The following is a 19,378-nucleotide window of genomic DNA, read 5'->3' as shown; positions in this document are numbered from 1 at the left end:
CCGGTGCCGGGCCGCGTCAGCGCGCGAACGAGCCGTCCTTGCGGACCATGGTCAGCACCACGAAGTGCGAACCCTGGTTGTTCTGCCTGCCGAAGGTGATCGCGAAGCCGCCGAGGTCCTCGTTGTGCAGGCCCTTCACGGTGGCGATGACCTTGGCCCGCGTGAGCGGCGGCGCCGTCTTCTGCAGCACCGCCGTCACCAGCTTGGCGTTGAGGAAGCCTTCCATGCTGTTGAAGCTGAAGGCGGAGTTGTCCAGCGCGGCCATCGTCTTCTGGTATTCGCGCACCACCGTCTGCCCCGTCACGGTGAAGGGGTAGGGCACGACCTGCGTGACGATCACGCCCGCGGCGGCCTCGCCGAGGTCCGCGTGCAGGCCGGAGGCGACGCTGAGCACGAAGAACTGCGTGCGCACGCCCTTGGCGGCGAGCCCCTTGAGCACGGCCGCGGCGGGCTTGGCCTGGCCGAGGTACATCACGGCCTGGGGATTGCTCGCCGCGATGATGTCGACCGCGCGGGCGACGTCGACGGTGCCGCGCGGCACTGGCGCCACCGCCACCGGTTGGGCGCCGCGCTTCTTCAGGGCGACATTGAGCGCCTCCAGCGCCTCCTTGCCGAAGGGGTCGTCCTGGTACCCGGCGGCGATGCGCGTGATGCCGACGGTCCACGCGTGGTTCACGGCCGCCTCGATCTCGTCGCCGGTGCTGGCGCGCAGGTGGAAGATGCCCTCCACGTACGGCTCGCGCAGCGATTTCGCGCCGGCGGTGTTGCCGATCTGGGCGATGCCGGCCTCCTGGATCAGGGGAATGATCTTCTGCAGGTTGGCGGTGCCGCGGTAGCCCACCAGCGCCAGCGCGTTCTGCTCGATCAGCGCCTTGGTGTTCACGACCGTGCGGGCGGGATCGAAGCCGTCGTCCATGCTCACGAGCGTGATCTTCTCGCCGCGGATGCCGCCCTTGCGGTTCACCTCGTCGAAGTACGCGTTCATGCCGCGCAGGTAATCCTTGGTCAGGGCGGCGGAGTTGCCCGAGAGGTCGCCGGAGTGGCCCAGCAGGATGTCGGCGCCGGACAGGGCGGGGGCCAGGGCGACGGCCAGCAGCGCCAAGGCGCGGCCGGCACGGGCGAGCGTGGAAACGTGCATACGAACTCTCTCCCTTTTTTGGTGGCGTCAGGCTACTGCCGCGCCATGCCGGGCAGGTCGATTGCCCGACCTTGCGAAGCGGGTAGTGCGCAGCGGGCAACAGTCGTGCCCGCCGCATCGAGGATCGTTTGACGTAAGCTCTTGCGATTTTTGCGATCCACTGCCATGCACACACGCACCATCGGCCCCTTCCAGGTCACCGCCATCGGCCTCGGCTGCATGAACCTGAGCCATGCCTATGGGGTGCCTCCGCCGCCGGAGCAGGGCGAACGCGTGCTGCGCGCCGCCATCGACGCAGGCGTGACGCTGTTCGACACCGCCGCGCTCTACGGCTTCGGCAGGAACGAGGAGCTGGTGGGCCGCGTGCTCAAGCCCCACCGCGGCAGGATCACGCTGTGCAGCAAGGGCGGCCTCGCCGGCGTGCCGGATGAAAACGGCGTTCTCAAGCGGGTGATCGACGGCCGGCCCGCGTCGGTGCGCAGGAACTGCGAGGACAGCCTGCGCCGCCTGCAGACCGACGTGATCGACGTCTACTACCTGCACCGCTGGGACAAGCAGGTGCCCATCGAGGAGAGCGTCGGCGCGATGAGCCGCCTCGTGGAAGAGGGCAAGGTGCGCAGCATCGGCCTGTCGGAGGTTTCCGCGGCCACGCTGCGCCGCGCGCATGCGGTGCATCCGGTCGCGGCGGTGCAGAACGAGTACTCGCTGTGGACGCGCAACCCCGAGATCGCGATGCTGGCGGCGTGCCGCGAGTTGGACGTGTGCTTCGTCGCCTTCAGCCCGGTGGCGCGCGGCTTCCTGTGCGACGCGGTGCCGGACGTGAGCGCCTTCGAGGCGAAGGACATCCGCCGCACGATGCCGCGCTTCGATGCACAGAATCATGCACGCAACCTGGAGCTGCTGCCCGCGTACCGGGAGCTGGCGCGCGAAGCGGGCTGCACGCCCGCGCAGCTGGCGCTGGCGTGGCTGCTGCACCTCGGCGACAACGTCATTCCGATCCCCGGCACGACGAGCGTGGAGCACCTGAAGGAGGACCTGGGGGCCGCGGACGTGCGGCTCGCGCCGGACCTCATCGCCAGGCTCGACGCGCTGATCAACGAGAGGACGGTGGCGGGCAACCGCTACAGCGAGCAGTCCAGCCGCGAGGTGGATACCGAAACGTTCTAACGCCGGTACCTATGCTCTATTGGTTATGGAGATGGAACCTAAGGAAACTCCCATTCCGGTTGGCATGCCACCGCCCTAGAGTGGCGCGCTTGGAGACAACGCGGCCCGCGCCGCTGGGAGCAGTGCATGAACCGGAATCTCTCGAAATGGATCCTGGCGGGCGCGGCGATGGCCGCCCTGGCCGCCGCACCCGTGCGGGCGCAGCAGATGCAGCCCTGGGAAAAGGAGCTGTACGAGGCGGCGAAGAAGGAAAAGCCCGTCACCGTCTACACCGCGCACTACAACACCGATGAAGCCGCGGCGCTGTGCGCCGGCTTCGAGAAGAAGTACCCGGGGCTCAAGTGCAACTTCGTGCGCACCACCGCGCAGGTGGCCTTCCAGCGCCTGCAGCAGGACATGCAGGCCAACGCGGCGGTCGCCTCCGTCTTCAGCAGCACGGACGTGAGCCACTACCCCGAGCTGAAGAAGAAGGGCCTGCTGCTCGATTACAAGCCGCACAACGCGGCCAACATGGTCGACTCGCTCAAGTCGTACAACGACAAGGACGGCCAGTACTGGGTGACCGCCGCGGCGCTGATGCTGCTGACCTACAACACCAGCGAGGTCGCCGAGAAGGACGCGCCGAAGAACTGGCCCGACCTGCTCGATCCCAAGTGGAAGGGCAAGGTCTCCATCGGCCACCCGGCGTACAGCGGCTACGTGGGCACCTGGGTGGTCCTGATGCAGAAGCTGTACGGCTGGGACTACTTCAAGAAGCTGGAGAAGAACCAGCCGCAGATCGGCCGCTCCGTCAACGACACCGTCACGATGCTGAACTCCAAGGAGCGGCTGGTGGCGGCCGGCCCGGAAGCGACCACGCTGCTGTCGAAGGACAAGGGCAACCCGCTCGCGGTGGTGTACCCCACCGACGGCGCGCTGCTGATGGTCTCGCCCAGCGCCGTCCCGAAGAACGCACCTTCGCCCAACGCCGGCAAGCTGTACATGGAGTACCTGCTGTCGAAGGAAGCGGGCGAGATCCAGGTCAAGACGCACTCGCTGTCGGTGGTGAAGGGCGTGGCGCCCGCGCCGGGTGCGAAGCCGCTGGAGCAGATCAAGGTCGTGCGGCCGACGGAGGACGAGATCACCAAGGGCATCCCGGAGGTCAAGGAGAAGTTCCGCGACACCTTCGGCGTCTGAAGCGCGCCGCGGCAGTCGCATGGCCTACGCCAAGACAACGCTGGAAGCGGCGGCGCTGCCGGAGGGCGGCGGCTTCGCGCAACGCTGGCGGCACTGGGACAAGACCTCGATCGTGTGGCTGGTGGCCATCGCGATCCTGGTCCTGCTGGTGGTCAACCCGCTGCTGCGCCTGCTGGTGGTCAGCTTCCAGGACGGCGAGGGCGCCTTCACGCTGGCCAACTACGTCGCCGCCTACGGGCGCAGCCGGCACGTCGAGGCCCTGCTCAACTCGCTCATCCTGGGCGTCTCCGCCGGCGCGCTGTGCCTGCTGTTCGGGGTGCCCATGGCCTGGGCGCTCTCGCGCACGGACATGCCGTGCAAGGGCCTGGTGTGGATCGCGATCCTCGGCACCTTCATCATCCCGCCCTACCTGGGCGCGGTCGGCTGGATCCTGCTCGCCGGGCCCAACGCCGGCTGGCTGAACAAGGCGGTGGTGGCGCTCACCGGCGCCGACAAGGGCCCGTTCAACATCTACTCCATGCCGGGACTGGTGCTGGTGGTGGCCTGCTACAGCTTTCCCTACGTCTTCGTGCTGACCAAGTCTGCGCTGGACCTGGTGTCTTCCGAGATGGAGGACGCCGCCAACATCCTCGGCGCCGGGCACGTCAGGACCACCTTCCTGATCACGCTGCCGCTGGTGCTGCCGGCGATCCTGGGTGCGTTCATCCTGGTGTTCCTGGAGGCGATCGCGCTGTTCGGCTCGCCCGCGCTGCTGGCGCTGCCGGGGCGCTTCCACGTCGTCACCACGCAGCTGTGGCAGTTCTTCGAATTCCCGCCGAAGATCGGGCTGGCCGCGGCCTATGCGATGCCGCTGCTCGCGATCACCGTGCTGCTGTTCTGGCTGCAGAGGCGCATCACGCACCGCAAGGGCTACGTGTCGCTCACCGGCAAGGGCGGCGAGCGCCGCAACATCGCGCTGGGGCCGTGGAAGTGGGCGGTGCTGGGCTGGTGCGTGTTCGTCACCACGCTGTCGTTCTTCATGCCGCTGGCCGTGATCTGCCAGGCCGCCTTCGCCAAGGCCTGGGGGCGCGGCTGGTCGCTGGACAACCTCACCTTCCGCAACGTCTACGCGATCGTGTTCGAGAACGCGCTCACGCGCACGGCCACCTGGCACACCTTCCTGTACGCCGGCACGGCGTCCCTCATCGCGCTGGTGCTGGCGCTGTGCATTGCCTACATCACCAACCGCAACCTGGTGAACCGGCACGTGGGCAACGCGCTGGGGTTCCTCACCATGGCGCCTTTCGTGGTGCCCGGCATCGTGCTGGCCATCGGCTTCTACGCCGCCTACACGCATCCGCCGCTGCTCCTGTACGGCACGGCCTGGATCCTGATCCTGGCCTTCACCACGCGCTTTTTGCCGATCGCCTACGTGAACAGCAACGCGGCGATCCGCAGCATCAACCCGGAGCTGGAGGAGGCGGTGCGCACGCTGGGCGGCTCGCGGCTGACCGCCATCCGCCACGTCGTGCTGCCGGTGCTCAAGCGCAGCATGGCCGGCGCCTTCATCCTGGTGTTCATCCCCGCCACGCGCGAGCTGAGTACGGCGATCTTCCTGTATTCGATCAACACGCAGGTGCTTTCGGTGCTGCTGTTCGACAAGAGCGACGAGGGCAACTTCGAGACGCTGGCCTCCATCGGCCTGGTGCTGGTGGTGATCACCGTGGCCCTGATCCTGGCGGGCTTCCGCCTGATGGGCCGCGACTTCATGCTGAGGAGGACCGTCGCGTGAGCGCCGCACGGCCGCCCGAAGGCGCTCGCCCCCTCCGCTTGCGGAGGGGGGAGGCGGAGTCGAAGACGCAGCCTGGGGGAGGGATTCAATGAGCGTACTGGTGTTGAGGAACGTGACGAAGATGTTCGGCAAGTCCACGGTGGTGGACGGCCTGAACCTGACCCTGCGCGAGGGCGAACTGGTGTCGCTGCTGGGGCCCTCCGGCTGCGGCAAGACGACGACGCTGCGGATGATCGCCGGCTTCATCAACCCGAGCGCCGGCACCATCGAGCTCGATGGCAGGGTGATCTCCTCGGCGCAATCGAGCCTGCCGCCCGAGAGGCGCGGCATGTCGATGATCTTCCAGAGCTACGCGATCTGGCCCAACATGACGGTGGGCGAGAACGTCGCGTTCGGCCTGAAGCTGCAGAAGGTGCCGTCCGCCGAGATGCAGCGGCGCGTCGACCAGATCCTCGATGTGGTGAAACTGCGCCAGCTGCGCGACCGCTATCCGGCGGAATTGAGCGGCGGCCAGCAGCAGCGCGTGGCGCTGGCGCGCGCGATCGTGGTGAATCCCAAGGTGCTGCTGCTCGACGAGCCGCTGTCCAACCTCGACGCCAACCTGCGCGAGGAGATGCGCTACGAGATCCGGCGCCTGCACGACGAGTTCAACATGACCATGGTCTACGTCACGCACGACCAGGCCGAGGCCATGGTGACCTCCGACCGCATCGCCGTGATGAACCAGGGCCGCATCGAGCAGATCGATGCGCCGTTCGAGCTGTACGGCCGCCCGCGCACGCGCTTCGTCGCGGGCTTCATCGGCCGCACGAACTTCCTCACCGGCTTGCGCAGCGACGACGGCGTGGATTTCGGCGGCTTTTGCCTGCCGGCGCGGGCGCTCGCCGCCGACGGCCAGTTGCCGCAGGAAGTGCAGGTGTCGATCCGGCCGCAGGGCATCCACCTGCTGCGCGACAAGCCTGCCGAGCGCGATGACCGCTACTGCATCGAGGCCAGCATCGAGCGCCGCGCGTATCTCGGCGAATCGTGGGACTATCACATCAGCGTGGCGCCGGCCCTGGAGCCGATGCGCGTCACGGCCCGGCCGGCCGAAGTGTTCGAGGTCGGCCAGCGCATCTACGCCGAGATCGACACTTCGCAGATCACGCTCGTTTCCAACTAGTCATCAACCAGAGGAATCCCGTTTCATGCCGCTTCCCCTCGAAGGCGTCCGCGTTCTCGACCTGACCAACGTGATGGCGGGTCCCTATTGCAGCATGGTGCTGGGCGACCTGGGCGCCGAGGTGATCAAGCTGGAGAGCCTGGAAGGCGACAGCACCCGCAATTTCGAACCCAGGGTCAACGACGAGTCCTACTGCTTCGCCGTGCTGAACCGCAACAAGAAGAGCATCGCGGTGGACATGAAGTCGCCGGCGGGCAAGGAGATCGTGATGAAGCTCGCCGCCGGCTGCGACATCATGATGGAGAACTTCCGCCCCGGCGTGGTGAAGAAGCTGGGCATCGACTACGAGGCCGTCCGGAAGGTCAATCCGGGGATCATCTTCGCCTCGATGTCGGGCTTCGGGCAGACCGGGCCGTACGGCAGGAAGGGCGGCTTCGACATCATCGCGCAGGGCATGTCCGGCATCATGATGATGACCGGCCACCCCGGCGGCCGCCCCGCCAAGGTCGGCATCGCGATGAACGACATCGCCTGCGGCGTGACCACGCTGTACGGCATCCTCGGCGCCTTCATCGGCAAGCTGCGCCACGGCCAGGGCCAGTACATCGAGACCTCGCTGCTGGAGGCCGGCATGGCCTGGAGCATCTGGGAGTTCGGCGCCTATTTCGGCGGCGGCGAGCTGCCGACCGCCACGGGCACGCGCCATCGCCGCTCGGCGCCCTACCAGGCCTTCCGCACGCAGGATGGTTACGTCACGGTGGGCGCTTCGGGCGACAAGCTGTGGCGCGCCTTCGTCACGCAGGTGGTGGAGCAGCCGCAGTGGCTGGAGGACCCGCGCTTCGAGCGCAACCCGCTGCGGGTGAAGAACGCCGATGCGCTGGAGGCGCTGATCGAGGAGATCACGACGACGCGGCCGACGGCGCACTGGGTCGAGAAGCTCGACGCGGCCGGCGTGCCCGGCGGGCCGGTCTACACCTACGACCAGACCCTGGCCGACCCGCACGTGAAGCACCGCAGGATGGTCCACGAGATCGAGCACCCGGTGATCGGGCCGATGAAGACGCTGGGCCTGCCCGTCAAGTCCAGCGGCGACCTGACGCAGATCCGCAAGCCCGCGCCGCTGCACGGCCAGCACACCGAGGAGGTGCTGCGCGGCCTGGGCTACAGCGATGCCCAGGTGGGTGGCCTGGTCGCCGAGGGCGTGGTGCGCGCGCGGGGAGTGCCGGCATGACGGCCGCCGCCGTGAAGACCACGATCGCCCAGAAGGACGGCGCGATCGGCTGGATCACCTTCGACAACCAGGCGCGCCGCAACGCGATGTCGCTGGCCATGTGGCAGGGCCTGTTCGATGCCGTCACGGCCTTCGCTGGCGATCCCGAAGTGCGGGTGATCGTGCTCAAGGGCGCGGGCGACAAGGCCTTCGTGTCCGGCGCGGACATCTCCGAATTCGAGGAGAAGCGCTCGAGCGAGCAGACGGTGCGGGCCTACGACGAGGTGGCGCATGCGGCCACCGAGGCGCTGAGCGCGGTCAACAAGCCCACGATCGCGATGATCCGGGGCTACTGCGTGGGCGGTGGCTGTTCGATCGCGCTGTCGTGCGACATGCGCATCGCCTCCGAGGGCTCGATCTTCGCCGTCCCGGCCGCCAAGCTCGGCCTGGGCTATGCGTTCGAGGGCGTGCGCAAGCTGGTCGACGTCGTCGGGCCCTCGTTCGCGCGCGAGATCTTCTACACCGCGCGCCAGTTCTCGGGCGAGGAAGCCGTGACCATGGGGCTGGTGAACCGGCTGGTGCCCGCCGGCGGGCTGGAGTCGTACGTGCGCGACTACGCCGCCACCATCGCGGCCAATGCGCCGCTGACGGTCGCGTCGATCAAGACCCTGGTGGCGCAGGCGATCAAGGACGAATCCGAGCGCGATGCGCAGCTGTGCCGCGACGTGGTGGCGCGCTGCTTCGCCAGCGCCGACTACGTCGAGGGGCGGACGGCGTTCATGGAAAAGCGCAAGCCGAAGTTCCAGGGGCGGTGATCCGTTGCCATTCGCTGGCTGACCCGTTGGTTGGCTGGCCCGTAGGCTGGCGGTGAACCGCGAAGCGCGTGAACCCCAGCGCTTCGCTGCGCTCGCTCGATCGCTGGGGTTCCTTCGTCACCGCCAGCCTACGCGGCGGCCCCGATCTCCGGCTTGGGCGCCGGCCGGCGGCCCCCATGCAGGATGTACAAGCCGGCGGCGACCAGCAACGCGATCCCCGCCCAGGCGAGCGCGTTCGGCACGTCGCCCCACACGGCGTACCCCAGGACCACGGCGAACAGCAGCCCCGTGTACCGGAACGGCGCGATCAGGCTCATCTCCCCCGCGCGCATGCTCACCGTCAGCAGGAAGTAGCCGCCGCTCAGGAACACGCTGGCCGCGGCCAGCAGGCCCACCTGCTGCCATGTCACGGCCTGCCAGGCCTGGAACAGCCCCCAGATCCCTGCCAGCACCGTCACCGACAGGGCGGTGCTGAAGGTGATCAGGATCGAAGGGATGCGGCGGTCGATCACGCGCGTGGTGAGATCGCGGCTCGCGTGCAGCAGCGTCCCGCCCAGGCACAGGAGCGCATAGGCATTGAACGCCGCGCCCGTGGGCTGCACCACCAGCAGCACCCCCGTGAAGCCGGTCGCGATCGCCACCCACCGGCCGGCCCCCACGCGCTCCTTGAACGCCACCACCGCGAACAGCGTGATGAACAGCGGCGTGGCCATGTTGATCGCCGTCGCATCGGCGATCGGCAGGTGGAACAGGGAGGTGAGGTAGGTGACGGTCGCGAAGGAGTCGAACAGCGCCCGCACCACGACGCGCCGGTCGCCCAGCGAGCGCAGCTGGGGGAGTGCGCGCATCGCATGCGCCACCGCCAGCAGCAGCAGGCTGGCGAACACGCCGCGCAGGAAGATCAGCTCCGAGGACGGCAGGCCCTGGCTCACGTATTTGACGAGCGTGTCGTTGGCGACGAAGCTGGCCATGCCGGCGGCCATCGCCAGCACGCCGCGCCTGTTGGCCGCGCGCAGCGCCTGGGCGGAATCGGTGGTCATGCGGGCGCGATCTTAAAGGCGAAGCATTTCCCGCCTGCGCGCCGCTTGATCTTCATCAAGCAACAGGCCATTGCGGCGGGGAAACTTGGCGCAATTCTTCGGCGCCCTCCCATGAACCCGCCACGCCCCATCCCCGGCACCACCATCTTCGACGGCACCCAGGCGCGCAAGGGCTACGCCCTCAACCGCATGTGCTTTTCCTTCAACGAGGCGGCCAGCCGCGCCGCCTTCCTGGCCGACGAGGAGGGCTACATGCGCCGCTATGCGCTGACCGAGGAGCAGCGCAACGCGATCCGCGACCGCAACGTGCTGCGGCTGCTGGCCGTCGGCGGCAACGTGTATTACCTGGCGAAGTTCGCCGGTATCCTGGGGCTCGACGTGCAGGACCTGGGGGCGATGCAGACCGGCTTGAGCAAGGACGAATTCAAGCAGCGCCTCGTGCGCCAGAACGACCAACCCGCCGCGATCGTCGGCTGGCAGGAGTAGCCCGACATGGCCCGGATCATCGGCGGACTCACCACCTCGCACGTGCCCGCTATCGGCGGCGCGATCGCCAGGGGGCTGCAGCAGGAGCCTTACTGGAAGCCCTTCTTCGACGGCTTCCTGCCCGTGCACAAGTGGCTTCAGGACATGAAGCCCGACGTCGCGGTGGTGTTCTACAACGACCACGGCCTGAACTTCTTCCTGGACAAGATGCCGACCTTCGCGGTCGGCGCGGCGCCGGAGTACCGCAACGCGGACGAGGGCTGGGGCCTCCCCACGCTGCCGCCGTACCAGGGCGAGGTGGACCTGTCGTGGCACGTCATCGAGCACCTGGTGGAGCGGGAGTTCGACGTGACGACCTGCCAGGAGATGCTGGTCGACCACGCCTTCACCATCCCGCTGAAGCTGTTCTGGCCCGGGAACTGCCCGGTCACGACGGTGCCGATCTGCATCAACACCGTGCAGTTCCCGCTGCCCAGCGCGCGCCGCTGCTACCAGCTGGGGCAGGCGGTGGGCGAGGCGATCCGCTCGTGGAACAGCGACAAGCGCGTGGTGGTGATCGGCACGGGCGGGCTGTCGCACCAGCTCGATGGCGAGCGCGCGGGCTTCATCAACAAGCCCTTCGACCTCAAGTTCATGGACAGCCTGGTGCACGACCCCGAGTGGGCGACGCAGTACAGCATCCACGAGCTGGTGGAAAAGACCGGCACGCAGGGCGTGGAACTGCTGATGTGGCTGGCCACGCGGGGCGCCGTGCCGGGCTACGTGCGCAAGGTCCACACCAACTACCACATCCCGATCTCCAACACGGCGGCGGGCATGATGGCGCTCGAAGCTCTGGAGTAAACGGGCTCGTAACCATCTCCTGCTTGATGCCGCGCGTGGGCGGGCGCATACTGTTCTTGTGCACTGCAGCAGAGGAACGCGCATGAACCACACAGCGGAGAACGAGACCCGGGCCGGCCTGGGCACCTTCGAGAAGACCTGCGGCTATTGCGGTGCGCGCTTCCGCGTCCTGGGGACCGTGGCCAAGGATCCGCTGCGCTCGCAGGCGTACGAATACGATTGCCCCGCCTGCGGCAAACGCTACGAGGTGCAGTCGGGTGCCGAGCCCGAAGTGCGCCTGCTGCGCGGACGCACCGACGGCAAGGACGACCAGTACCAGGAAACGATGTTCTGAGCCGGTGACGCTGGGATCGAGTGCCCGTGGCGACAGGAGTGCCATGCATCTCGTAGGCTGGTGGTGAGCGCCGAAGGCCGAACCCCAGCGCTCGCGACGCTCGCATCGCTGGGGTTCCGGCGCTTCGCGCGTCACCGCCAGCCTACAGGCCCGAAACCGGCGCCCGCAGCCGTGCGGGACCGAGCATCGCCTGCGTCAATCCACAGTCGGCGATGTGCTCCGGCAGCGGCAGGCCGCGCGCCAGCGCGGCGCAGGCCTCGCCCATCGCCGGAGAGGTCTGGATGCCGTAGCCGCCCTGCGCGGCGAGCCAGAAGAAGTCCGGTGCGCCGGGATCGAATCCTCCCACCAGGTCGCCATCGGCCACGAAGGAACGCAGGCCGGCCCAGGTGCGCAGCGGCCGGCGGATCTCCAGCGTGGTCATGCCGGCGATGCGGGCGATGGCCGTGGCGATGTCCAGTTCCTCCGGCTGCACGTCGTGCGGCGGCACCGGGTCCGCGTTGGCCGGCGAACCGAGCAGCACGCCGGCGTCCGGCTTGAAGTACCAGCTCTCGTCGGCGCTGATCACGCAGGGCCATGCGCGCACGTCCATGCCCGCGGGTGGCGCGAAGGTGAAGGCGGAGCGACGCTTCGGTTGCAGGCCCAGCGGCGCCACGCCGGCACGGAGCGCGACCTCGTCGGCCCAGGCTCCGGCGGCGTTGACCAGGACCGGCGCGCGGAATTCGCCTTGCGGCGTCGTGACCTGCCATCCGCTGCCGACGCGTTCGATGCGCGTGGCCTCCGCGTCGCACACGATGGCCCCGCCGGCGCGGCGCAGGCCGCGCAGGAAGCCCTGGTGAATCGCATGCACGTCCATGTCGGCGGCTTCGGGTTCCAGCACGGCGCCGATCACGCATTCGCGTTTCAGCGCCGGCACGAGCGCCAGCGCTTCGTCGGTGGTGAGGCGACGCGCTTGCGGCGTCATGGAGTGCAGCAGTTCCCAATGGGCTTGGAGCAGCGCCTCCTGGCCGGGGGCGGCCAGGAGCAGGCAACCGCGGGGCGTGACGAGCGGCTGCTCGGCGAAGCCGGGCGGAGGTGATTCGAGGAAGGCGCGGCTCGCCCGGGTGAGGGCGCGGACCTGCGGCGTGCCGTAGCTTTCGATGAACATGGCCGCGGAGCGGCCGGTGGAGTGGTAGCCGGGTTGGGATTCGCGCTCCAGCAGCACGACGCGGGCGTGCGGGGCGAGGAAGTAGGCGAGGGAGGCGCCGGCGATGCCGGCGCCGAGGATGAGGAAGTCTGCGTCGTGTGTCACGTGGCTGATCGTAGCGCCGGAGTGCCCCCACCCCCGCCCTCCCCCGGAGGGGGAGGGAGAAATCGTACGGACCTGTCCTGCGATCGGCGCTGCGCCGATGCAAGAGCATTGTTACCCCTCTCCTACAATGGCAATTCATGGCCACCAATCCGGAAGCGCGTGCGCGCCTGACCATCGACGCGCTACTGGCCGCTGCGGGCTGGGCCGTTCAGGACGTCGCTGCGGTCAACCTGCACGCCAGCCCGGGGGTCGCGTTGCGAGAGTTCCCGCTGAACACGGGCTTCGGCTGTGCGGATTACCTGCTGTACGTGGACGGCAAGGCTTGCGGCGTGATCGAGGCCAAGAAGCAGGGCGCCACGCTGACCGGCGTGGAAACGCAATCCGGACGCTATGCCCAAGGCCTGCCGGCCAGCTTGCCTGCGTGGCACAGGCCACTGCCTTTCCTGTTCGAATCGACGGGCGTCGAAACGCACTTCACCAACGGACTGGACCCGCAGCCGCGCGCCCGAAGCGTCTTTGCCTTCTTCCGTCCGGAGCTTCTGGCGGAGTGGCTGGTCTATCTGTCCGGAGCGCCGGGCCAGCCGGCCGCCAACGACGAGGCGCGGACCTTCCTGCACCGCATGCGCAACATGCCGCAGCTCGTGACCGCATGGGGCGCCGGTGGCGCCACCTTCCAGCTCTGGCCGGCACAGATCGCGGCCATCCAGAACCTCGAAAAGAGCCTGACCGCGAACAAGCCCAAGGCGCTGATCCAGATGGCCACCGGCAGTGGCAAGACGTTCACTGCGATCAGCTTCATCTATCGCCTGATCAAGTTCGCCGGGGCGCGGCGCGTGTTGTTCCTGGTGGACCGGGGCAATCTTGCGCGCCAGACCAAGAAGGAGTTCGACCAGTACGCTTCGCCGTACAACAACTTCAAGTTCGGCGAGGAGTACATCGTCCAGCACCTGCAGAACAACCAGTTGGACAAGAGCGCCCGGGTGGTCATCTGCACGATCCAGCGCATGTTCAGCATGCTCAAGGGGCGTGAGCTGCCGGCCGAGGCCGACGAAGAATCGACCGAGGGGCTGGAGAACCTGTTCAAGGAGCCGGAGCCGATCGGCTACAACAGCGCGATTCCGATCGAGACCTTCGACATCGTCGTCACGGACGAAGCGCACCGCAGCATCTACAACCTGTGGCGGCAGGTTCTGGAGTACTTCGATGCCTACCTGATCGGCCTGACGGCCACGCCCAACAAGCAGACCTTCGGCTTCTTCAACCAGAACCTGGTGATGGAGTACGGCCATGCGCAGGCCGTGGCCGACGGCGTCAACGTCAATTACGACGTGTACCGCATCAAGACCGAGGTGACCGAGAAGGGATCCAAGGTGGAGAAGGGCTACTGGCTGGAGACGCTTGACAAGGCAACGCGGAAGAAGACCGCCTGGCAACTGGACGAGGATTTCGAGTACGACCCGAGCGAGCTGGATCGCTCGGTCCAGACGCCCGACCAGATCCGCACCGTGGTGCGCACGCTGCGCGACAAGTGGAACGTGGACCTGTTCCCCCAGCGGGAGGAGATGCCCAAGACCTTGGTGTTCGCCAAGGACGACAACCACGCCGAGAAGATCGTCGAGATCCTGCGCGAGGAGTTCGGCCGCGGCAACGAGTTCGCGCAGAAGATCACTTACCGGACGACCGGCACCAGCCCCGAGCAGTTGATCAAGGACTTCCGCACCGCCTACTACCCCCGCATTGCCGTGACGGTGGACATGATCGCCACCGGCACCGACATCAAGCCGGTGGAGGTTGTCGTCTTCATGCGCAGCGTGAAGAGCCGCAGCTTCTTCGAGCAGATGAAGGGCCGGGGCGTGCGCATCTGCAACACCACGGACCTGCAACAGGTGAACCCCGGCGAGCATGTGGTGAAGGATCACTTCGTGATCGTCGACGCGGTGGGCGTGTGCGAGCGTGACAAGACGGACAGCCGGCCGATGGACCAGAAGAAGGGCGTGCCGCTGGACAAGCTGCTGCAGGCCGTGGCGCTGGGCAACGTGGAGGAAGAGGTGCTATCGAGCGTCGCGGCACGTCTGGCGCGACTGGATCGGGACAGCAGCGACGAAGACAAGGCCAAGGTGATCGCAACCAGCGGCGGGCTCAGCCTGCGCGATCTGGCCAAAGCCATCGTCGAAGCGCTCGATGATGACGAAACTCCCTCTCCCGCCGGGGCGGGAGAGGGCAGGGGTGAGGGTGGCGATCGTCTGGGCGAGGCCGTGCGCCCCTTCAGCAACCCCGACTTGCGCTCGCTCATCCTGCAACTGCGCCAGAAGGCTGACCAGGTCATCGACATCGTCACGAAGGACACGTTGATCAGTGCCACCTTCGCCGAAGGTTCGGATCGGGCCAAGGAACTGGTGCAGACCTTCGAGCAGTTCATCGCGCAGCACAGGGACGAGATCACTGCCTTGCAGATTCTCTACAGCCGTCCGATCCGCGCGCCGCTGAAGTTCGAAGACATCAAGCAACTGGCGGACACGCTGCACGCACCGCCGCACTTGATCGACGAAGGCGCGCTATGGCAAGCCTATGCCGCGCTGGACAGGAGCAAGGTGAAGGGCACGAGCGCGCGCCGCATCCTTACCGACCTGGTCAGCCTCGTGCGCTTTGCCATGCACCAGGAGAACGAACTGGTTCCGTATCCGGAGCGGGTGCAGGCGAACTTCAACGCGTGGATGGCGCAGCAGGGCAAGCCGTTCACTCCAGAGCAACAACATTGGCTGGAAATGATCCGCGACCACATCGCCGCGAACCTTGACATCGAGATGGAAGATTTCGAGTTGGCGCCGTTCATCAACGAGGGTGGGCTGGGCAAAGTGCACCAGCTCTTTGGAGCGGAGTTGCCGAACGTCATTGAGGAATTGAATCGGGGGTTGGCGGCGTGATGCGCGAGGCGCGCTTGGGCGACGTAGTGACGTCCATGAAGAACGGGATTTACAAGCCAGCATCGGAGTACGCTGACGAAGGTCGCCCTTGTCTGCGTATGTACAACATTGATGCAGGCAATATCGTATGGCGCGATATCAGGCGCATGCGCGTAACGGAGAAGGAGTTTTCCGAGTACGGCTTGCGCGAAGGCGATCTGCTCGTCAATCGCGTCAACAGCCGCGAGTTGGTTGGCAAGGCAGCCTACATCCCGGCGTCGCTTGAGCCCAGTGTCTTTGAGAGCAAGAACATCCGCGTGAGACTTGATACTGCGAAGGCATTGCCCAAGTTCATCAACTATCAACTCTTCGCACGCGGCAGTAGATATTTTGCGAACAACGCCCAACAGGTCGTTGGCATGGCGTCCATCAGCCAGGGGCAGTTGGCGGACTTTCCTATTGTCTTGGCTGACACCGGTGAGCAGCAAAGCATCGTTGCCGAGATCGAAAAGCAGTTCTCCCGCCTCGACGAAGCTGTCGCCAATCTGCGGCGCGTCAAATCTAACCTGCATCGCTACGAGAGGGCAACGATCGAGGGCATGACCAACCCTTACTCGTTCAAGCCCTCGTTTGTCGGGACGATTGCAGAGATTGCTACTTCGCTAGACAACAGGCGCGAGCCGGTCAACAAGCGAGAGAGAGCGAAACGCCCGGGCAACATCCCCTATCTCGGTGCGAATGGTCAAACGGGGTGGATTGACGTTCCAATCTTTGACGAAGAACTTGTCCTCGTTGTGGAGGACGAAACGTTTGTCGGCCGGACGGCGCCCTTTTGCTATTACTTCTCCGGCAAGTGCTGGGTGAACAATCACACGCATGTCTTGCGTGCGAAACCGGAGATGGTCACTGCAAAGTACCTGAATCTGGCCTTGTCGTACTATCCGTTCATTCCGTTAACCACGGGATCAACAGGTCGCCGAAAGCTTACGAAGGCAGCTCTGATGGCGGCGCGCATCGTCGTCCCATCGTTGAAGGTGCAAGCTGACATCGTCGCCGAAGTCGAGCGCCGCCTCTCCATCGTCCGCGAAGTCGAGACAGAGGTCGACGCGAACCTCAAGCGGGCCCAGTCCCTGCGGCAGGCGATCCTCGCCAAGGCGTTCTCCGGCGCTCCTACCTGATTTGGGCATGAACATTCCCAAATTGGGTATTAGAATGCCCGAAATGGGTACAAGCCACGCTGCCAACCGCGCCCCAGCTCCGGCGAGCCTCGCTTCCGCGCTCTTCGGCAGCACGCAGCAGCGCGTGCTCGGCCTGCTCTTCGGCCAGCCGGATCGCAGCTTCTATGCGACGGAGCTGATCGCGCTCGCACGCGCGGGTTCGGGTGCCGTGCAGCGGGAGCTCGGGCGGCTCGCACAGAGCGGGCTCGTGACGGTGCGGGCCGTCGGCAACCAGAAGCACTACCAGGCCAATCCGGCCTCTCCCATCTACGAGGAGCTGTGCGGCATCGCGCGCAAGACCGTGGGGATCGCCGAGCCGCTGCGGGCGGCTCTGGCCCCGCTGCAGGACCGGATCCAGGCGGCGTTCGTCTTCGGCTCCGTGGCGAAGCAGACGGACCACGCAGCGAGTGACATCGACGTCATGATCATCAGCGACACGCTGGACTACGCGGACACGATCCTGGCCTTGCAGCCTGTCTCGGAAGGCCTGGGCCGGGAGATCAATCCGATCCTCTACTCCGCGAAGGAGCTGGCCAAGCGCGCGAAGGAGGACGGCGGCTTCGTGGGCCGCGTGTTGTCCCAGCCCAAGATCTGGCTGTTCGGAGGCGAAGATGCCCTCCGCGTTTGACAACCTGTGCGGACCCGGCAAGCCGCTGCAGGCCGAGCCCCCGAATGCCAAGGAGTTCGAGGGCCTGTGCGCGATGGGTCTCGACAAGCTGTCGGATGCACGCGGCCCGGGGCTCAAACTCGTCAGCCAGTTCGACCTGGCCTACAACGCCGCCCACGCACTGTGTCTCGCGGCACTTCGCTGGCACGGCTACCGCTCGAGCAACCGCTACATCGTTTTCCAGCTGCTGCCGCACACGTTGCAGCTCGGCCCCGAAGTCTGGCGCATCCTGGCCAAGTGCCATGACGTGCGCAACCGCGGCGAGTACGAAGGCATGCTCGAAATCACCGAGCGCCTCGTGATCGACCTGCTGGGTGCGTGCGACAAGGTTGCCGCAAAGGTTAGTGCGCTGACACCTCCTTCCCCATGAACACCACCACCCTCGTCCAGAAACTCTGGAACTACTGCAACGTGCTGCGCGACGACGGCATGAGCTACGGCGACTACGTGGAGCAGCTCACGTACCTGCTGTTCCTCAAGATGGCCGACGAACGCGCGCAGCCACCGCACAACCAGGCCAGCATCGTCCCCGGAGCCTATTCGTGGCCGTCGCTGCTGGCCAAGGACGGCGACGAGCTGTTCGATCACTACCGGCACGTGCTGGAAGCGCTGGGCCAGCAGAAGGGCACGCTCGGCCTGATCTTCGGCAAGGCGCAGAACAAGTTCCAGGACCCCGCCAAGCTGCGCCGCGTGATCGCGGACCTGATCGACGCCGAGACGTGGACCATCCTGGGCGCAGACGTGAAGGGGGACGCGTACGAGGGCCTGCTGGAGAAGAATGCGCAGGACACCAAGAGCGGCGCGGGCCAGTACTTCACGCCGCGAGCGCTGATCCAGGCGATGGTGGACTGCATCGCGCCCAAGCCGGGGGAGACCATCTGCGACCCGGCGTGCGGAACGGGGGGCTTCCTGTTTACCGCGCACAACCACATCGTCGATCACCACAAGAACCTCACGCGGGACCAGCTCAAGCACCTGAAGGAGAAGGCTTTCACGGGCTACGAGCTGGTGCAGGCCACGGCCCGCGTGTGCGCGATGAACCTGATGCTGCATGGCATCGGCTCGGAGAAGTCGGTGCCGGTGATCGTGGGCGACGCGCTCGCTGCCGATCCGGGACAGCGCTTCGACGTGGTGCTGGCCAATCCGCCCTTCGGTAAGAAGAGCAGCACGGTCATCGTGGGTGAAGACGGACGCACCAGCACCGAGAAGGACATCATCGAGCGCGACGACTTCTGGGCCACGACGAGCAACAAGCAGCTCAACTTCGTGCAGCACATCAAGACGTTGATGAACATTCCGGGGCGCGCGGCCGTGGTGCTGCCGGACAACGTGTTGTTCGAGGGCGGGGCGGGGGAGACCATCCGCCGCAAACTGCTCCACGAGTGCGAGGTGCACACGCTCCTGCGCTTGCCCACGGGCCTGTTCTACGCGCAGGGCGTGAAGGCCAACGTGCTGTTCTTCGACAAGAAGCCGGCCAGCCAGACGCCCTGGACGAAGAAACTGTGGATCTACGATCTGCGGACGAACAAGCACTTCACGCTCAAGACCAACCCATTGAGGCGGGAAGACCTGGAGGAGTTCGTCGGTCTGTACAACGTCGCGAACCGCAACAAGCGCAATGCGACATGGAGTCCCGAGACACCCGAAGGACGCTGGCGGGTCTATAGCTACGACGAACTGGTGGCCCGTGACAAGGCCAGCCTGGATATCTTCTGGCTCAAGGACGAATCCCTGGCGGACAGCGACAACCTTCCGGCGCCGGAAGTGATCGCGCAGGAGATCGTGGAGGACCTGCAGGCGGCGCTGGAGCAGTTCAGGCTGATTGCCAGTGATCTCGGCGCCGACGTCGCGGAGGCTGGGGAGCAGTAGCGCGAGGCCGGCAGCGCCCCCACCCCAGCCCTCCCCCGGTGGGGGAGGGAGCAAGAACAAGGTTCTTTCGCCGATTTACGGGGACGTTGGAAACTCTGCGCAGGCTTCGAAGTGCGGGGTACGTCGCGGCAGGCGCTGTCCGTGCGAGGCTCGCAGGTGCCGCCCGTCTCACGCGCGCACGGTGCAGGACCAGGACGGGTCCCTGTCCGACTCGTCGACATAAAGGAGGAGGCGCGGGCGCGGCGCCAACGCTGGCAACGGTTCTTACCCGCGCCGGGGGACAGTCGCAGAG

17 protein-coding genes are annotated in these 19,378 nt (G+C 66.5%); 14 read left to right on the top strand and 3 right to left on the bottom strand.

All coding sequences use genetic code 11. The features are described from left to right. Positions 1 to 16 precede the first annotated feature (16 nt). Complete coding sequence (locus WG923_RS27200) at positions 17 to 1,138, bottom strand: ABC transporter substrate-binding protein (protein ID WP_340354165.1); 1,122 nt, start codon at positions 1,136 to 1,138, stop codon at positions 17 to 19. 165 nt (positions 1,139 to 1,303) lie between these two features. On the opposite strand from WG923_RS27200, the gene WG923_RS27195 reads away from it, so the two are divergent. The 6 genes from WG923_RS27195 to WG923_RS27170 all read left to right on the top strand — a co-directional run bounded on the left by WG923_RS27195 (position 1,304) and on the right by WG923_RS27170 (position 8,439). After that, positions 1,304 to 2,305: an aldo/keto reductase gene (locus WG923_RS27195; protein WP_340354164.1), complete on the top strand. Its 1,002-nt coding sequence runs from the start codon at positions 1,304 to 1,306 to the stop codon at positions 2,303 to 2,305. Between the two features lie 126 nt (positions 2,306 to 2,431). Then, positions 2,432 to 3,481 carry an ABC transporter substrate-binding protein gene (locus WG923_RS27190; RefSeq protein WP_340354163.1) on the top strand — a complete coding sequence of 350 codons (1,050 nt, stop codon included), beginning with the start codon at positions 2,432 to 2,434 and terminating at the stop codon, positions 3,479 to 3,481. Positions 3,482 to 3,500: 19 nt separating this feature from the next. Next, entirely contained in the window at positions 3,501 to 5,252 is a 1,752-nt protein-coding gene (locus WG923_RS27185; protein ID WP_340354162.1) for an ABC transporter permease, read from the top strand. Between the two features lie 88 nt (positions 5,253 to 5,340). Next, positions 5,341 to 6,414 (top strand): ABC transporter ATP-binding protein, encoded by a 1,074-nt coding sequence (locus WG923_RS27180; protein WP_340354161.1) that lies wholly within the window; start codon positions 5,341 to 5,343, stop codon positions 6,412 to 6,414. Positions 6,415 to 6,439: 25 nt separating this feature from the next. After that, the gene (locus tag WG923_RS27175; protein WP_340354160.1) at positions 6,440 to 7,645 is read left to right on the top strand and encodes a CaiB/BaiF CoA transferase family protein; all 1,206 of its coding nucleotides are present in this window, start codon (positions 6,440 to 6,442) and stop codon (positions 7,643 to 7,645) included. Further along, positions 7,642 to 8,439: an enoyl-CoA hydratase gene (locus WG923_RS27170; RefSeq protein WP_340354159.1), complete on the top strand. Its 798-nt coding sequence runs from the start codon at positions 7,642 to 7,644 to the stop codon at positions 8,437 to 8,439. Before WG923_RS27175 ends, WG923_RS27170 begins: the two co-directional genes overlap by 4 nt. 128 nt (positions 8,440 to 8,567) lie before the next feature. Here WG923_RS27170 and WG923_RS27165 read toward each other — a convergent pair whose 3' ends face one another. Continuing rightward, on the bottom strand, positions 8,568 to 9,479 hold the full coding sequence (locus WG923_RS27165) for a DMT family transporter (protein WP_340354158.1): 912 nt from the start codon (positions 9,477 to 9,479) through the stop codon (positions 8,568 to 8,570). Between the two features lie 111 nt (positions 9,480 to 9,590). Here WG923_RS27165 and WG923_RS27160 point away from each other — a divergent pair, with 111 nt between their 5' ends. The 3 genes from WG923_RS27160 to WG923_RS27150 all read left to right on the top strand — a co-directional run bounded on the left by WG923_RS27160 (position 9,591) and on the right by WG923_RS27150 (position 11,142). Next, positions 9,591 to 9,965, top strand: coding sequence for a protocatechuate 4,5-dioxygenase subunit alpha (locus tag WG923_RS27160; protein ID WP_340354157.1), 375 nt, complete (start codon positions 9,591 to 9,593; stop codon positions 9,963 to 9,965). A gap of 6 nt (positions 9,966 to 9,971) precedes the next feature. Then, positions 9,972 to 10,808 (top strand): class III extradiol dioxygenase family protein, encoded by an 837-nt coding sequence (locus tag WG923_RS27155; protein ID WP_340354156.1) that lies wholly within the window; start codon positions 9,972 to 9,974, stop codon positions 10,806 to 10,808. Positions 10,809 to 10,890: 82 nt separating this feature from the next. After that, positions 10,891 to 11,142, top strand: coding sequence for a hypothetical protein (locus WG923_RS27150; RefSeq protein ID WP_340354155.1), 252 nt, complete (start codon positions 10,891 to 10,893; stop codon positions 11,140 to 11,142). 142 nt (positions 11,143 to 11,284) lie between these two features. Here the strand turns inward: WG923_RS27150 and WG923_RS27145 are convergent, their stop codons facing one another. Then, the gene (locus WG923_RS27145) at positions 11,285 to 12,430 is read right to left on the bottom strand and encodes an NAD(P)/FAD-dependent oxidoreductase (protein WP_340354154.1); all 1,146 of its coding nucleotides are present in this window, start codon (positions 12,428 to 12,430) and stop codon (positions 11,285 to 11,287) included. A gap of 137 nt (positions 12,431 to 12,567) precedes the next feature. Here WG923_RS27145 and WG923_RS27140 point away from each other — a divergent pair, with 137 nt between their 5' ends. The 5 genes from WG923_RS27140 to WG923_RS27120 are packed head-to-tail and all read left to right on the top strand — an operon-like array spanning position 12,568 to position 19,086. Beyond that, positions 12,568 to 15,354 (top strand): type I restriction endonuclease subunit R, encoded by a 2,787-nt coding sequence (locus WG923_RS27140; protein ID WP_340354153.1) that lies wholly within the window; start codon positions 12,568 to 12,570, stop codon positions 15,352 to 15,354. A gap of 35 nt (positions 15,355 to 15,389) precedes the next feature. Further along, positions 15,390 to 16,511: a restriction endonuclease subunit S gene (locus tag WG923_RS27135; RefSeq protein WP_340354152.1), complete on the top strand. Its 1,122-nt coding sequence runs from the start codon at positions 15,390 to 15,392 to the stop codon at positions 16,509 to 16,511. A 43-nt stretch (positions 16,512 to 16,554) separates the two neighbouring features. After that, the gene (locus WG923_RS27130) at positions 16,555 to 17,178 is read left to right on the top strand and encodes a nucleotidyltransferase domain-containing protein (RefSeq protein ID WP_340354151.1); all 624 of its coding nucleotides are present in this window, start codon (positions 16,555 to 16,557) and stop codon (positions 17,176 to 17,178) included. After that, positions 17,162 to 17,587: a hypothetical protein gene (locus WG923_RS27125; protein ID WP_340354150.1), complete on the top strand. Its 426-nt coding sequence runs from the start codon at positions 17,162 to 17,164 to the stop codon at positions 17,585 to 17,587. Before WG923_RS27130 ends, WG923_RS27125 begins: the two co-directional genes overlap by 17 nt. After that, positions 17,584 to 19,086, top strand: a complete 1,503-nt coding sequence (locus WG923_RS27120; RefSeq protein WP_340354149.1) for a type I restriction-modification system subunit M — start codon at positions 17,584 to 17,586, stop codon at positions 19,084 to 19,086. Before WG923_RS27125 ends, WG923_RS27120 begins: the two co-directional genes overlap by 4 nt. Positions 19,087 to 19,378 lie beyond the last annotated feature (292 nt).

The organism is Ramlibacter sp. AN1133, assembly GCF_037890035.1.
Lineage (GTDB): Bacteria > Pseudomonadota > Gammaproteobacteria > Burkholderiales > Burkholderiaceae_C > Ramlibacter.
This window is presented reverse-complemented; position numbering and strand designations above follow the sequence as displayed.